The 15,440-nt window shown below is 49.3% G+C and carries 14 protein-coding genes and 1 rRNA gene; 2 read left to right on the top strand and 13 right to left on the bottom strand.

Annotated elements, in window-relative coordinates:
• Positions 1–82 (top strand): 5S ribosomal RNA (gene rrf / locus OGY72_RS24960); the annotation flags it as partial.
• A gap of 256 nt (positions 83–338) precedes the next feature.
• On the opposite strand, the gene OGY72_RS15635 is transcribed toward rrf, so the two are convergent.
• From OGY72_RS15635 to OGY72_RS15605, 7 genes are all read right to left on the bottom strand, one after another.
• A complete protein-coding gene (locus OGY72_RS15635) occupies positions 339–1,097 on the bottom strand; it encodes an amino acid ABC transporter ATP-binding protein (RefSeq protein ID WP_126317321.1) in 759 nt (252 codons plus the stop codon).
• A 7-nt stretch (positions 1,098–1,104) separates the two neighbouring features.
• Positions 1,105–2,208, bottom strand: coding sequence for an amino acid ABC transporter permease (locus OGY72_RS15630; protein ID WP_286548221.1), 1,104 nt, complete (start codon positions 2,206–2,208; stop codon positions 1,105–1,107).
• 9 nt (positions 2,209–2,217) lie between these two features.
• Positions 2,218–3,399, bottom strand: coding sequence for an amino acid ABC transporter permease (locus OGY72_RS15625; RefSeq protein WP_286548218.1), 1,182 nt, complete (start codon positions 3,397–3,399; stop codon positions 2,218–2,220).
• Between the two features lie 69 nt (positions 3,400–3,468).
• Positions 3,469–4,494, bottom strand: coding sequence for an amino acid ABC transporter substrate-binding protein (locus OGY72_RS15620; RefSeq protein WP_286548217.1), 1,026 nt, complete (start codon positions 4,492–4,494; stop codon positions 3,469–3,471).
• Positions 4,495–4,954: 460 nt separating this feature from the next.
• Positions 4,955–5,176, bottom strand: coding sequence for a lipoprotein (locus OGY72_RS15615; RefSeq protein WP_003025292.1), 222 nt, complete (start codon positions 5,174–5,176; stop codon positions 4,955–4,957).
• A 270-nt stretch (positions 5,177–5,446) separates the two neighbouring features.
• On the bottom strand, positions 5,447–8,560 hold the full coding sequence (locus OGY72_RS15610) for an efflux RND transporter permease subunit (protein WP_286548215.1): 3,114 nt from the start codon (positions 8,558–8,560) through the stop codon (positions 5,447–5,449).
• An 11-nt stretch (positions 8,561–8,571) separates the two neighbouring features.
• On the bottom strand, positions 8,572–9,732 hold the full coding sequence (locus tag OGY72_RS15605) for an efflux RND transporter periplasmic adaptor subunit (protein ID WP_003828853.1): 1,161 nt from the start codon (positions 9,730–9,732) through the stop codon (positions 8,572–8,574).
• Positions 9,733–10,144: 412 nt separating this feature from the next.
• On the opposite strand from OGY72_RS15605, the gene envR reads away from it, so the two are divergent.
• On the top strand, positions 10,145–10,801 hold the full coding sequence (envR, locus tag OGY72_RS15600; protein WP_003828851.1) for an acrEF/envCD operon transcriptional regulator: 657 nt from the start codon (positions 10,145–10,147) through the stop codon (positions 10,799–10,801).
• 46 nt (positions 10,802–10,847) lie between these two features.
• On the opposite strand, the gene OGY72_RS15595 is transcribed toward envR, so the two are convergent.
• The 6 genes from OGY72_RS15595 to prmA form a co-directional block, all read right to left on the bottom strand.
• The gene (locus OGY72_RS15595) at positions 10,848–11,012 is read right to left on the bottom strand and encodes a DUF2556 family protein (RefSeq protein WP_003025279.1); all 165 of its coding nucleotides are present in this window, start codon (positions 11,010–11,012) and stop codon (positions 10,848–10,850) included.
• Between the two features lie 82 nt (positions 11,013–11,094).
• Positions 11,095–11,979 carry an adenine-specific DNA-methyltransferase gene (yhdJ, locus tag OGY72_RS15590; RefSeq protein ID WP_008785971.1) on the bottom strand — a complete coding sequence of 295 codons (885 nt, stop codon included), beginning with the start codon at positions 11,977–11,979 and terminating at the stop codon, positions 11,095–11,097.
• 88 nt (positions 11,980–12,067) lie between these two features.
• Positions 12,068–12,364, bottom strand: coding sequence for a DNA-binding transcriptional regulator Fis (fis, locus tag OGY72_RS15585; RefSeq protein ID WP_000462905.1), 297 nt, complete (start codon positions 12,362–12,364; stop codon positions 12,068–12,070).
• A gap of 25 nt (positions 12,365–12,389) precedes the next feature.
• Positions 12,390–13,355, bottom strand: a complete 966-nt coding sequence (gene dusB / locus OGY72_RS15580; protein WP_126317324.1) for a tRNA dihydrouridine synthase DusB — start codon at positions 13,353–13,355, stop codon at positions 12,390–12,392.
• A gap of 298 nt (positions 13,356–13,653) precedes the next feature.
• Positions 13,654–14,388, bottom strand: a complete 735-nt coding sequence (locus tag OGY72_RS15575; protein WP_226804259.1) for a carbonic anhydrase — start codon at positions 14,386–14,388, stop codon at positions 13,654–13,656.
• 170 nt (positions 14,389–14,558) lie between these two features.
• Positions 14,559–15,440 carry a 50S ribosomal protein L11 methyltransferase gene (gene prmA / locus OGY72_RS15570; protein ID WP_003025221.1) on the bottom strand — a complete coding sequence of 294 codons (882 nt, stop codon included), beginning with the start codon at positions 15,438–15,440 and terminating at the stop codon, positions 14,559–14,561.

Here is a 15,440-nt window from a genome sequence, read left to right as displayed (position 1 = left end):
CCATGCCGAACTCAGAAGTGAAACGCCGTAGCGCCGATGGTAGTGTGGGGTCTCCCCATGCGAGAGTAGGGAACTGCCAGACATCAAATAAAAGCGAAAGGCTCAGTCGAAAGACTGGGCCTTTTGTTTTATCTGTTGTTTGTCGGCGAGCGCTCTCCTGAGGAGGACAAATCCGCCGGGAGCGGATCTGAACGTTGCGCAGCAACGGCCCGGAGGGTGGCGGGCAGCACGCCCGCCATAAACTGCCAGACATCAAATAAGTGAAAAGGCCATCCTTTCGGATGGCCTTTTTGCATTTATACGCGAAAATCAGCCGGAACTGTATCCGGCATATATATTTAATGAATAACCTGCGATAAAAACGCGCGAGTGCGTTCCGATTTGGGGTGAGCAAAAAACTCATCCGGTGGTGCCTGTTCCACAATCTCGCCAAGATCCATAAAGATCACCCGGTCAGCTACTGTGCGGGCAAAGCCCATTTCATGGGTTACACATAGCATGGTCATACCCGATTGCGCCAGACCTATCATGGTATCCAGCACTTCTTTTACCATTTCAGGATCCAACGCTGATGTGGGTTCATCAAATAACATGATTTTGGGTTTCATACACAGCGAGCGTGCAATGGCCACGCGCTGTTGTTGTCCACCAGAGATTTGCCCGGGATATTTATGCGCATGTTCGGCAATGCGGACCCGCTCAAGGTAGTGCATTGCCAGTACTTCAGCCTCTTTTTTCGGCATCTTTTGCACCCAGATAGGCGCCAGTGTGCAGTTTTGCAAGACAGTTAAATGAGGAAAGAGATTAAAGTGCTGAAAGACCATGCCGACTTCTTGTCGGACGCGCTCAATATTGCGGATGTCTTCATTGAGTTCAATCCCATCCACCACAATGCGTCCTTGCTGATGTTCTTCAAGATGGTTAATACAGCGGATAGTTGTCGATTTACCCGAACCGGAAGGCCCGCATAATACGATGCGCTCTCCCTGTTTTACCTTTAGGTTGATGTTTTTCAGGACATGAAACTGTCCGTACCATTTGTTGACGTTTTCCAGTGTAATCATCGAGTCGGTAGACGGCATTAATAATTGGCTCATAAATTCCTCAGTGCGGTGTACGCCCGGTGTTAAAACGTTTTTCCAGATGCTGGCTGTAACGCGACATGCTGAAACAGAAGATCCAGTAGATCAGTGCGGCAAAAACATATCCTTCCGTCGACATACCCAGCCACGCAGGGTCCACAGTTGCCTGCTGTACGCTACTGAAGAGATCAAACAGACCGATGATGATGACCAGGCTGGTATCCTTGAACAGAGCGATAATCGTGTTAACCAGGCCAGGGATAACCAGCTTGAGGGCTTGCGGAAGAATGACCAGCCCCTGAGTTTTCCAGTAACCTAGCGCCAGTGATTCCGCGGCTTCATACTGACCTTTTGGTAGGGCCTGTAACCCTCCGCGAACCACTTCTGCGACATAGGCCGACTGGAAAAGAATAACGCCGACCAGCGCCCGGATAAGCTTGTCGATACTGGTTCCTTCGGACATAAACAGAGGAAGCATGACCGAGGACATAAACAGAACGGTAATCAGCGGTACACCGCGCCAGAACTCAATGAAAATGACGGATAAAACCCGCACGACTGGCATATGGGAACGACGTCCCAACGCCAGTAAAATGCCCCATGGAAGCGCGCCTGCAATCCCCACGGATGCAATAATAAGCGTCAGTGTTAATCCGCCCCACTGCCGCGTTTCTACGCGTTCAAGCCCGAAAAAACCACCGTACATCAGCCACCAGACGACAATCGGATAAATGACTGCCCAGATGGCGATATAGCGGCCACGGTGAGGAATGGTTTTCCAGAACATCGGAACAATAGAAACCAGACCAATCATCAGGGCCAGATTTACGCGCCAACGCTGATCGTGGGGATAAAGCCCATACATGAATTGCCCGAAGCGTTCATAAATGAACACCCAGCAGGCTCCCGCTTTGGTGCAGTCTGCCCGGGTAGAGCCGACCCAGTTGGCCTGAAAAAATACCCAGTTCAACAGTGGTGGAAGAAATGACCAAATCAGCCATACGCATAGCAGGGTGAGCAGGCTATTTGACCAACTGGAGAACAGGTTTTTACGCACCCAGAGTAGACTGCGGCTTGCCGGATTGCTGCGCTGGCGCGAGGGGTGAGACAGCAGTGCTTTTGTCATCATGGCTCCTTAGCGCTCAATCAGTGCAATACGGCGGTTATAAATATTCATCAGCAAAGAAATACTTAGACTGATGATCAGGTATACCGACATGGTGATGGCGATCGTTTCAATGGCTTGCCCTGTTTGATTGAGTACCGTGCCGGCAAACAGTGAAACCATGTCCGGGTAGCCAATGGCGGCTGCAAGAGAAGAGTTCTTGACGATATTCAGGTACTGGCTGGTCAGTGGGGGAATGATGACGCGTAGCGCCTGTGGGATGATTACCTGGCGTAGCGTCACCGGATTTGGTAGACCCAGCGAGCGTGCGGCTTCATGTTGGCCGTAAGGAACGGCCTGAATGCCTGCCCTAATAATTTCTGCAATAAATGCCGAGGTATATACCGAAAGCGCCAGAGTTAGTGCCGCCAGTTCAGGAATAAGCACCATACCGCCACTGAAGTTAAAACCACGGAGCGCGGGAATATCCCAGTGAAGCGCAGCGCCAAACATCCACTGTGAAATCACCGGTAAAAGTACGATCAACGTAAGAGCTGTGGGCCAGGTCCGACGTAGCTGACCGGTTTTGGTCTGATGCATTCTGTTGAAGCGAAATAATCCGATGGTGACGACGATAGCGATAACAACAGCGGTGCAAAAGGCAAAAAAACCTTCTCCCATTTGCGGGGACGGAATATAGAGCCCCCGGTTACTCAGGAACATCAAATCCAGCGCGTTAACGGCCTGACGTGGGCCGGGCAGGTTACGTAATACGGCGAAATACCAGAAGAAGATCTGCAGCAGCGGCGGTATATTGCGGAACGTTTCGATGTAGATCGTCGAGAGCTTTCGCAATAACCAGTTATCTGACAGGCGTGCCAGCCCGAGAAAGAAACCGAGAATTGATGCGAAAACAATGCACAGTGCTGAAACTAACAGCGTATTGAGCAGGCCGACCACAAAGACACGACCATACGTATCGCCTTGCTCGTAATCGATCAGATGTTGGACAATTCCAAATCCGGCGCTGCGATCGAGAAAAGAAAACCCCGAGGTAATACCGCTATTGTTCAGGTTATTTATCGTGTTATGAATGAGATAGACCGCAATGCTGATAACCGCAATGACGGCGAGTATTTGAAATAACCAGGCGCGGACCGCAGGGTTAGAAAAGGATAATGATCCTTTTACGGTTGAGCGGCGATGGAACATAAGAAAACCTCAGTAACTATGACTCTGGGCTGAGCGCCGCAGTTGCGGCGCCCGTTACATCACTACGCATTAGCGCACCGGTGGCGCATATTGAATGCCACCGTTATTCCAGAGGTTGTTCTGTCCACGTTTGATCTTCAGCGGACTTTCCGATCCAACGTTACGTTCAAAGATCTCCGAATAGTTACCAACCTGCTTGATAATGTTGTAGGCCCATTTGTTATCAAGCTTCAGATCCTTGCCATAATCCCCTTCTTTACCCAACAGGTGTGCCATATCCGGTGTTGCTGGATTAGCCGCTTTTTCATCGACGTTTTTCGAGTTAACACCCATTTCTTCCGCATTCAGCATGGCGAACAGCGTCCAGCGAACAATGGAGAACCACTCATCGTCCCCACGACGTACGACAGGTCCCAGCGGTTCTTTAGAAATAACTTCTGGCAGGACGATCCACTCCGCAGGATTGCTCAGCTTGATGCGTAGGGCATACAGCTGAGACTGGTCGGAAGCTAGCGTGTCGCAACGTCCAGATTCCAGAGCTTTGGCTGATTCATCCGAGCGGTCAAAAGTGACGGGGGTGTACTTCATATTGTTGGCTTTAAAGTAGTCGGCCACGTTCAGTTCGGTATCGGTTCCCGCCTGAATACAGACCGTTGCGCCATCCAGCTCTTTAGCGCTCTTCAGGCCTGCTTTATTGTGGGTAAGAAAACCAATGCCGTCGTAATACGTTACGCCAGTGAAGGACATGCCCATACCGGCATCACGAGAAGAGGTCCACGTGGTATTACGAGAGAGCAAGTCGACTTCACCAGACTGTAATGCGGTAAAGCGTTCCTTGGCGGTGAGCGGGGTATATTTTACTTTGCTATCATCGCCAAATACGGCGGAGGCAACGCCACGACATACATCAACATCAATACCCGAGAACTTGCCGCTTGCATCGGCGTAAGAAAAGCCAGGCAAGCCGTCGCTGATCCCACATTGCACAAACCCTTTTTTCTTTACGGCATCAAGTGTTGCGCCGGCATGTGCCTGATTTGCAACAGCAAGCAGCACACCGGCCGCAGCCAGGCTGGCGATTATCATCTTTTTCATAGAGCATCCTGTGTGGAGGAATTATTGTTATGGAAACGTTCTGAAAACGTCTTTTACCTGTCTGTGGCTTTGGCCATACTCTTTTAAGCAAAGGTAGTGCCAGTTTTTTGCGCCTGATTATTCGACGCAATATGCAGAGTGTAGACAGGAAAAAATAAATGCAGCGCCCTGAAGTGGTGCAAAATTGAAACGTAAGCCACATTTCGGCGCAAAAAATTTAAAAATCAGACAGGACGCGTGATAACGATTTCTGGCGTTAATATTAATGGCGTGAGAATAATGAAAAGAGATTGTGGTGTTACGAAAAACAGAAAAAATGCTAATTTCAAATCGTGGATGTGTGAAGGAACTCTATAATAATTTTATTATATGCCAGGCACTATTAAGCAACGTTTTGTCTTATATGTAGATTTTATGCTTATTGCTAAAAGCGCGGTAATAACCGCGCTTTTGAGATGATTTATTTGGTCAGGGCGACAATCCCAAGTGTCAGTCCGGCAACGGCTGCAGCACCACCGGCGATGGCTCCGGCTGTTTCCCAGTTATCCTGGGTAGTGCCTTTCATACAGGTATTGGTATGAACCAGGCGCCCCTGATCGTCGTATACAGGTACGCAAGGAGAATCGTGTGCACAGCCAGCCAGGAATGCGGTAAGCAATGCAACGGATATTAATCTTTTCATGGTGTTACCTCAAAATAAGCGTTTCGCTAATTAAGCAAAGACAAACGCTAAGCCATCTGCGAACTCGGTGATTATTTTACCACTTCTTAAAAAAGGACTGACATGAGGAATAATCTCAATTCATGTGGATTGTAAAAATAATGGATAAAAAGAAAGGTTGCAGGCGAGTTTAGAGGGATAGTTTAAATGAAATAAATGGCTATCTTACTAATAAATAAAGAGGAGCATCGTAGGTGAAAAAGGCGTCCGTAGACGCCTTTATTTTACAAATTAATCGTTGTGCCGACTAAAACGCCGTCTTACGACAACAAAGAAGACGGGGACGAAGAAGATAGCCAACAATGTTGCGGTCAGCATTCCTCCCATAACACCTGTACCGACCGCATTCTGCGCACCACTACCTGCTCCGTGACTGATAACCAGAGGCATAACCCCCAGAATAAAGGCCAGGGATGTCATCAGGATAGGACGAAGACGCATACGCGATGCCTCCAGCGTCGCTTCAATCAACCCCTTGCCTTCTTTATCCATCAGGTCTTTGGCAAATTCGACGATCAGGATAGCGTTCTTAGCCGAGAGGCCGATAGTGGTTAGTAAGCCAACCTGGAAATACACGTCGTTATTCATCCCACGCAGTGATGCTGCTAACAATGCGCCCACAACACCGAGCGGTACAACCAGCATCACCGAGAAAGGAATAGACCAGCTTTCATACAATGCGGCAAGGCAAAGGAAGACAACGATTAGCGAGATGGCATACAGCGCAGGCGCCTGGTTACCCGACAGCCTTTCCTGATAGGACATCCCCGTCCAGTCATGACCAATACCGTTTGGCAGTTTTTCCGCCAGACTTTCCATCAGCGCCATTGCTTCACCGGTACTTCTGCCAGGTGCTGCTTCGCCCAGTATTTCCATGGATGGCATACCGTTGTAACGTTCCAGTCGCGGTGAACCATAAATCCAATGTGATGCACTGAACGCAGAGAACGGAACCATTTCGCCATTGGCGCTGCGGATATACAGATTATTGATGTCCGCTGGCAGCATGCGGTATTTTGCATCTCCCTGGACGTAAACTTTCTTCACGCGGCCACGGTCAATAAAGTCGTTAACGTAATAGCCGCCCAGTGATGCGGAGATAGTTTCGTTGATATCCGACAGCGATACCCCCAGCGCCTGTGCTTTCTCCTGATCAACATCCAGCTTAAACTGCGGAGTATCTTCCAGTCCGTTAGGACGAACACGAACCAACAGATCGGGGTGTTTAGCCACCATCCCCAGCAGTTGGTTACGCGCTTGCGTCAACGCCGTATGCCCCAGACCGCCCTGATCGATCAACTCAAAATCGAAGCCGGTTGCGGTACCCAGTTCAACAATAGCGGGCATATTGAAGGGGAAGACTAACCCATCGCGGATCTGGCTGAACGCGCGTGTGGCGCGTGCAATGACCGCTTCAACACTATTTTCCTCGCCGCTACGTTCATCCCAGGGCTTGAGGCTAACGAATGCCAGACCTGAGTTTTGCCCCTGACCGCTGAAGCTAAAACCGTTAACCGTGAAGACGCTTTCGACGTTAGCTTTCTCATTGGTCAGGTAGTACTGAGTAACCTGATCCAGTACTTTCTGGGTGCGCTCTTGCGTAGCGCCTGCCGGAAGTTGAATCATTGTCATAAACACACCCTGATCCTCCTCTGGCAGGAAGGAGGTCGGCAGGCGCATAAACAGCACCGCCATCCCGATGACGATTATCAGGTAGACGACCAGATAACGCCCGGTTTTACGCACAATACCGCTGACGCTTTTGGTGTAGTGATTGACGCTGTGATCGAATTTGGCATTAAACCAGCCAAAGAAATCGCTTTTTTTCTCGTGATGCTCAGCCGATACCGGCTTCAACAGCGTTGCACAAAGCGCAGGGGTCAGGATCAGCGCGACCAGTACAGAAAGCGCCATGGCGGAAACGATGGTGATGGAGAACTGCCGATAGATAGCCCCGGTTGAACCGCCAAAGAAGGCCATCGGGATAAATACCGCAGAAAGCACCATGGCAATACCAACCAATGCCCCCTGTATTTGTGACATGGATTTTTCCGTCGCCTCTTTGGGCGGCAGATTATCTTCCATCATCACGCGTTCTACGTTTTCCACCACCACTATCGCATCATCGACCAATAGGCCGATGGCGAGTACCATGCCGAACATCGTCAGGGTGTTTATTGAGTAGCCAAACGCAGCAAGCACGGCAAATGTGCCCAACAATACGACAGGTACAGCGATGGTCGGAATGAGCGTTGCCCGGATGTTTTGCAGGAACAAATACATGACCAGGAACACCAGCACGATCGCTTCAAACAGCGTTTTTACCACTTCATGAATGGAGATGGTCACAAATGGCGTCGTGTCGTACGGGTAGACCACCTTCATTCCCTGCGGGAAGAATGGTTGCAGTTCAACCAGCTTGGCTTTAATAGCGTTCGCGGTATCCAGTGCGTTTGCCCCGGTTGCCAGCTTGATCCCAAGGCCGGATGCAGGCTTACCGTTAATACGCGCCACGACGTTGTAGTTTTCCCCGCCCAACTCGATACGCGCGACGTCTTTCAGGTGAACAACCGAACCATCGCTGTTCACGCGTAAAGTCACTTTGCCGAACTCTTCAGGGTCTTTCAGTCGCGTTTGCGCAATGATAGAAGCGTTCAGCTGCTGGTTAGGTAATGCAGGCGTCCCTCCTAACTGACCTGCGGCAATCTGATCGTTCTGTACCTTCAACTGATTGATCACATCAACCGGCGTGAGCTGATATTTATTCAATAAGTTTGCATCCAGCCAGATGCGCATGGCGTACTGTGCACCAAACAGCTGCACGTCACCCACGCCATTCAGACGGCTGATTGAGTCTTTAACGTTCGAGGCGACGTAATCGGAAATGTCATCCTGTGTGGTTTGTGGGTTGTCAGAAACAAAACCCGCGACCATCAAAAAGCTGCTGCTGGATTTCTCGACGCTGATCCCTTGCTGCTGAACTTCTTGCGGCAGTAGCGGAGTGGCGAGCTGCAGTTTATTTTGCACCTGCACTTGCGCGATATCGGGATCGGTACCGGACTGGAAAGTCAGCGTAATAGTCACACTCCCGGCCGAGTCGCTGGTGGAGGACATATACATCAGGTTATCGATACCATTCATATTCTGTTCGATAACCTGTGTGACTGTATCCTGAACCGTCTGTGCATCCGCACCAGGGTAGGTAGCAGAAATAGCGACCGCAGGAGGCGCAATGGTCGGGTACTGTGCCACGGGCAGTTGCATGATTGCCAGAGCACCCGCCATCATCAGAATGATAGCTAATACCCAGGCAAAGATAGGACGCCTGATAAAAAAGTTAGCCATGTCCGGTTACCTTATTGGGCTTTCGTGGCAGGGGTTTCGGTATCGGCGGTTGCTTTAACCTGAACGCCTGGACGTGCTTTCTGTAAGCCGCTCACGATAACTTTGTCACCCGGTTGCAGGCCTTCGCTAATGAGCCACTTGTCACCAATAGCTTGTGCGGCAACGACTGCGCGAGACTCAACCTGACTCTTGTCGTTAACGACCATTACGGTGGCATCGCCGCGAGGCGTACGCGTTACCCCCTGCTGCGGAACGAGAATGGCATTCGGCTGGACGCCTTCATCAATGCGTGCGCGCACAAACATGCCCGGCAACAGCGTGTGCTGTGGGTTAGGGAACACGGCTCTGAGGGTGATTGAGCCGGTGCTTTCATCAACCGTCACATCGGAAAACTGCAAAGAGCCTTTTAGCGGGTATGACTGACCATTTTCCATTACCAGTTCGACAGTACTGCTGGCGCTGTCTTTATGCAGGCTCCCTTGTTCAACGGACTGTTTGAGGCGCATAAAGTCGTTACTGGACTGTGTCACGTCGACGTAAATGGGATCGAGCTGTTGAACGGTAGCAAGCTCTGTAGCCTGGCCATTCGTGACTAATGCACCTTCGGTGACGTTAGATTTACCGATGCGTCCGCTAATTGGCGATGTCACTTTGGTGTAGGCCAGATTGATACGCGCGCTTTCGACCGCCGCTTTTGCCGCGATCACGGAGGCATCGGCCTGACGGGCATCAGCAATTGCCTGATCGTACTCTTGCTGGCTGATGTACTTGGTGCCAACCAACGGCACATAGCGTTTTACCGTTAAATGCGCGATTGCAGCAGCCGCTTCACTCTTCGCCAGTTCACCTTTGGCGCTGTCATAGTCAGCCTGATAAGTCGCGGGATCGATCTGATAAAGTGACTGTCCGGATTCAATATCGCTTCCCTCAGTGAAATTCCGTTTAAGCACTATCCCGCTGACCTGGGGACGAACTTCTGCAATTCGGAATGCCGTTGTGCGCCCGGGTAATTCGGTCGTTACGGCTAAAGGAGCCTTTTCGACGACATGGACAGTCACCTGCGGTTCTGTGGGATGAGCTTGTGTTTCTCCCTGATCGTTACAACCGGCGAGTAATGCTGCGGAGACGATGATGAATGAGGGCAGGAGTGAAAACCTGGCATTTTTCGTCATTTCTATTCCTTAAAAAACCGAACGCTCGTTATTAACCGGGTAACGCAGGGGCGATAACGCGCACAAGAAAAATAATAGTTGGCTATCCTACAAATTATTAGCTTGCGATGTAAGCAATACTTATTTATGGGCGCGATACACGGCACGTAAAAGCAAAAAAAGATTAATCGACAGCTGTTTCATTGTGGTGTTGATAGCAATACTATGATTCGCATAAACACAAATTGAAATAAGCATTTGGTTTATGAATATATTTATTGTTGGTATTCTTTTTGTTTATTCGTGTGCGAAGTCCGTAATAATATTTTTTAGAACTCGTTTAAATAAATGCTAAGTGATACATTTGTTCCGTATCGCAAATATTAGATAAGAAAATTAATCATTCTCTACTCTACCTCAGACAGTCGGGACCATGGCCAGAAAAACGAAAGCTGATGCCCTCAAAACGCGGCAGAACCTGATAGAAACAGCAATTGTACAGTTTGCCGCACGTGGCGTAAGCAATACGACGCTAAACGACATTGCGGATGCCGCCAGCGTCACGCGTGGCGCGCTCTATTGGCATTTCGAAAATAAAACTCAACTGTTTAATGAGCTATGGTTACAACAACCACCTTTACGCGATCTGATTCAGGACAAGCTAATTGGTCGTTGGGGTGATAACCCTTTACAGCGATTGCGAGAAAAGTTTGTGGTGGGGTTACAATATATTGCAGAGAACCCTCGTCAGCAGGCATTAATGCAGATTTTATATCATAAGTGTGAATTTCATAACGATATGATATCTGAGCAGGCTATTCGCGATAAAATAGGTATCAGTCATCAAAGCATTCGTGATTCCCTGCAAAAGTGTGTAGATGACAATCTGATTGCCACCACTCTTGATTTAGATGTCATCATCATTATTCTGCACGGTAGTTTTAGCGGAATTATAAAAAACTGGTTAATGAATCCAGTGAGTTATGATCTATATGGGCAAGCTCCAGTATTAGTTGATAATGTACTAAAAATGTTAAGCCCAGACGGTAGCGTCATGCAATTAATGCAGAGTGAAAACCAGGTCGGATAGTTTTTACCGCCAGAGGCTGACGGCTGTCGAAGCATTACCTGAGGTGCTATTCGAGGTCGACGCAGTTGACCAGCTTAAGGGGATTCACTGAGTTCATATTCCGGCACTTGTCGTGCTCTGTTGTCATCAGCTCTATCCACTGGATGAGCAGCGCATCAAAAAGAAAAACGAAGACCGCAAAAACAACCAGCCACCAATACTTGCGAATCATTCCTAAACCCTGTGTATTCATGCCCAAGCGTGCAGGGAATATACACGAAATTTTTAAGCTGAAAAGCAGACTTACAATGCCTTTACTTTGTTGAAAGATCGCCACTCTTTGCCGTCAATCGACTCTTTTTAGACAGGTTTTTTGTCTTACGTTTTTTCACCTTGGCAAGCTCAATTTCTGAAAAATGAGAACCGATACTCAGTCTTCTGAGCCCCATTTTTACGTATTCAGTATTGATCTCAATCCCGACAAACTTGCGACCCAATTCCACGGCGGTAGCACCGGTGGTGAAGCTGCCGGCGAACGGATCGAGTACCTTGTCATCTGGGTTCGAGGACGCCAGAATTATACGCTCCAGGAGGGCTTTGGGTTTCTGGGTGGGGTGGTTTTCGTATTCGTCCATCAGATAGCGTACGCGTGGGAACTCCCAGACATTGCCCGGCACTTTTTTCTGATTGTATGGCTGCGGCGGGTTTTTTCTGTAGTCTATTAGCGCGCGTTTAGCGCCAGTTTTGGCTTCAACCAGAATATCGTCACGATTAAATGTGTAGTTTTTCTGATCTTTTACCATCATTAGGATCGGTTCATACATCGAACCAAAGTAATTTTTGGCTTGTACCCCTGAGCTATCGTATGACCACACGATACGACTCTTGATGGTAAAAAGCGGGCGGCATTTGAGGTCGATGTACGGCATGTTCTCCGTACTGTTCATGATGTACATGGTGCCGTGTGGTTTGAGGATGCGATGGCACTCGTCGATGCACTCAAACAACCACGCCAGAAAGGCCTCTTCGTCCCAGGATTCCACCATCCCGTCAAAGTCTTTCCCGATGTTATAAGGAGGGTCAGCAAAAATGAGTTCGACACTTTCAGACGGCAGTTTTTTCAGTTCAGTTAGCGCGTCACCCAGGATTATCTTTTTAGATTCATCGCCAAAATAGACAGGTTCACATCTCGCGTTCATCGCCAAAGCCTCCCGTGTGACGTCAATAAAAAAGGCGCTTCCCCATGCCGAGTAGCGCCTTTTAAAACAAACATTTAACTGATTAGTATCAGTTCATGCCGTATTTTTTCAGTTTTTTACGCAGCGTACCACGGTTGATGCCCATCATCAGGGCAGCACGGGTCTGGTTACCGCGGGTGTATTGCATCACCATGTCCAACAGGGGCTGTTCTACTTCAGCCAGTACCAGCTCATAGAGATCATTCACATCCTGACCATTCAATTGAGCAAAATAGTTCTTCAGTGCCTGTTTAACCGAGTCACGCAGGGGCTTTTGAGTTACCTGGTCCTGAGAGTTAACGGTAGAAACGGTCAGTACGTCAGAATTTACGCGTTGTTCGAACATAGTTCTGTCAGCTCTTTATTTCTGTTTACGCAAAATTTTCGAAGTATGCCTCCAACGCCGCCAGCTGTTCGCTGGAATCTTCAATGGCGTTGAATGTGCGCCGAAACTGGTCATCCGGAGCGTGTTCCTGGAGATACCAGGATACGTGTTTACGCGCAATTCGGTACCCTTTTGCCTGACCATAAAAGTCGTGCAGTTCCCGAATGTGCGCACAAAGCAAGCGCTTCACCTCTGCCATAGGCAGCGGGGGCAGCAGCTCCCCAGTGTCCAGATAATGCTGGATTTCCCGAAAGATCCAGGGTCTTCCCTGAGCTGCACGTCCTATCATCAGGGCATCCGCCCCCGTATAGTCGAGTACAGCTCTGGCTTTATGCGGGTCAGTAATGTCGCCATTCGCGATAATCGGAATGGAAACTTTCTGCTTAACTGCCCGAATACTGTCGTACTCAGCATCTCCATTGAACAAACAGGCGCGGGTGCGTCCATGAATGGTCAGAGCCTGAATGCCACAGCCTTCAGCCAGTTGGGCAATCTCTACGCAGTTACGGTGTTCCGGAGCCCAGCCGGTGCGAATCTTGAGTGTGACAGGAACGTCCACTGCATTGACGACCTCGGTTAGTATCGATTTCACTAAATCCGGGTACTGCAAGAGGGCTGAACCTGCGAGCTTGCGATTCACTTTTTTAGCCGGACACCCCATATTGATATCAATAATCTGGGCGCCGCTTTCCACGTTAATACGTGCGGCATCGGCCATCTCAACAGGGTCGCTACCGGCAATTTGCACCGTGCGAATTCCTGGCTCATCAACGTGCACCATCCGTAAACGAGACTTGTCACTTTCCCAAACCTGCGGGTTAGAAGACATCATCTCGGATACTGTCAATCCGGCTCCCATCTCATAGCACAGCGTCCTGAATGGTCTGTCAGTGATGCCAGCCATAGGTGCTGCGATCAGGCGATTTCTGAGCTGGTATTGTCCGATGCGCATGAGTTAAGAAATGACCATACTGTGACTGCAAGGCGGCGTATATTACGCATTTTTCGCACGAGATGAAAGGCCAAACTTTGACCAATCCACTGAGGTGGATCAATGAATTGCCGTAAATGTGAACGCATGAAAATATTTAATCATATAAATCATCGCATTATAAAAATGTGTCGATTTTATATACACATATAATTTTGCGTAACTTCTCATTTTTTCTTCAGCTGCAGACGGTACTGACAAGATATTCTGCTGAATTAATCAGCAAATTACCTCGTCATTGTGTGATCGCTACCTCATTTTAGTACAGGATCTCGGTATCCCCAGAATAGCTGTCCGTAATCTTGCGTTCATTCAACGGCTGCAGCGGGCGATTGTTTGCTGGCCCAACAATGTAGTGAAATTTATCCAACTGTTCGGCAGAAAGAGCAACAGGCGTTTTCAGGACAGACCAGGTGACGCCTTCGGTGCAGGGAGGTGTTGTTAACGAACCACGGTAGCGCCAGTAGGTTTTATTGTCGGGTAAAAGCTGGTGGATATCGACCGGCGAGAAGATGTCCATGCTGCTGTCCTCCATGGTTGGAAAGGACTCCCACAAATTTTGAATCGCCTGGTTCTGTTCACCCACGTCAAACATAACCGCCACAATAGCAATGTCTCCGGATTGATTTTTGTGGAGCAACTGCATCTCCAGCGGATAGGTTTTACCGTTGAGGGTATGTTCACTCGGGGCGTGAAAATCAAATTGTTTTAAATAATAAAGCGTTTCATCAATTTCAATAGAATTAGATGCGTAACTACTCATCGTTGCTTGCAACGTATGGTTAATGCTCCGAAATCTAGTTGGGCCATCGACGTACTGCATGTTTAGCGCGGGGAGACCGAGTTTACTGGTTGTGGTGGTCTGGATGTCTATGGGGGATTGGTTTATGCCTGTCTGGCACGTTGCATACGCTTTGCTGATTTCTCCCCATCGTGCGGGGCCGTTTTCTTCGGTATATCCCCATGGTACGGCCAGCGTGGTCAGTGGCATCATGCATGCTGCCAGCAAAGTTGTTGTAAAACAGTTGAAACGCATACGTTTACTCAACGAAACTCAATATAAAAAATAACAAAATCAATTGATTATTATATCGCTGAGGAAAGTGTCGGTATGCTGGTCAATTGTCTGAAAATGGCGTGGTCAGATAACCACGCCGGAAGGGATTATTTTTTCTGGCCGGTAATGCGACACCACTCTTCTTTCTCGATAACCGGATCGAGCGTAAAGAGATCGGCATAGGCTTCACAGACGCTTTCCGCCTGGCTGGCAAGAATACCAGAAAGCCCCAGCAAACCGCCCTCAACGGGCAGTACGCTGATTAACGGAGCCAGTTCACGTAATGGGCCAGCAAGGATGTTGGCGACCACCACGTCGGCTTTCATCGCCTCTGGCTGGTCTTTCGGCAGATAAAGCTCCAGACGCTCAGAAACACCATTACGCTGGGCGTTATCACGGCTGGCCTGAATCGCTTGCGGGTCGATATCCACGCCAATGGCTTTCGCCGCACCCAGCTTCAGTGCCGCAATGGCAAGAATGCCGGAGCCGCAGCCAAAGTCGATAACCGTTTTACCGTTAAGATCAAGACCGTCCAGCCATTGCAGGCACAGAGAGGTAGTGGGGTGCGTGCCTGTGCCAAATGCCAGACCCGGGTCCAGCATCACGTTGACAGCATTCTCATCCGGGACATCGCGCCAGCTTGGGCAAATCCACAGACGTTCACCAAAGCGCATCGGGTGGAAGTTATCCATCCATTCGCGTTCCCAGTCTTTGTCTTCGAGCTGTTCGATTTTATGCGCGAAGCCTTCACCCAGCAGCGGATGCTGTTCCAGGATGGCAACCACTTCTTTCATGTCGGTTTCTGCATCGAACAAGCCGATAACGTCGGTATCACCCCACAGGCGAGTCTCGCCCGGCAGAGGTTCAAATACCGGCGTATCATGCGTATCCTGGAAAGTAATGGAAACGGAGCCCGCTTCCATCAGCGCATCGCTCAACTCTTCAGCGTTGGCACCGGTCGTGTTCAGTTTCAGTTGGATCCATGGCAT

Origin of the sequence: Citrobacter sp. Cpo221 (assembly GCF_030332345.1) — a bacterium.
Lineage (GTDB): Bacteria > Pseudomonadota > Gammaproteobacteria > Enterobacterales > Enterobacteriaceae > Citrobacter > Citrobacter portucalensis.
This window is presented reverse-complemented; position numbering and strand designations above follow the sequence as displayed.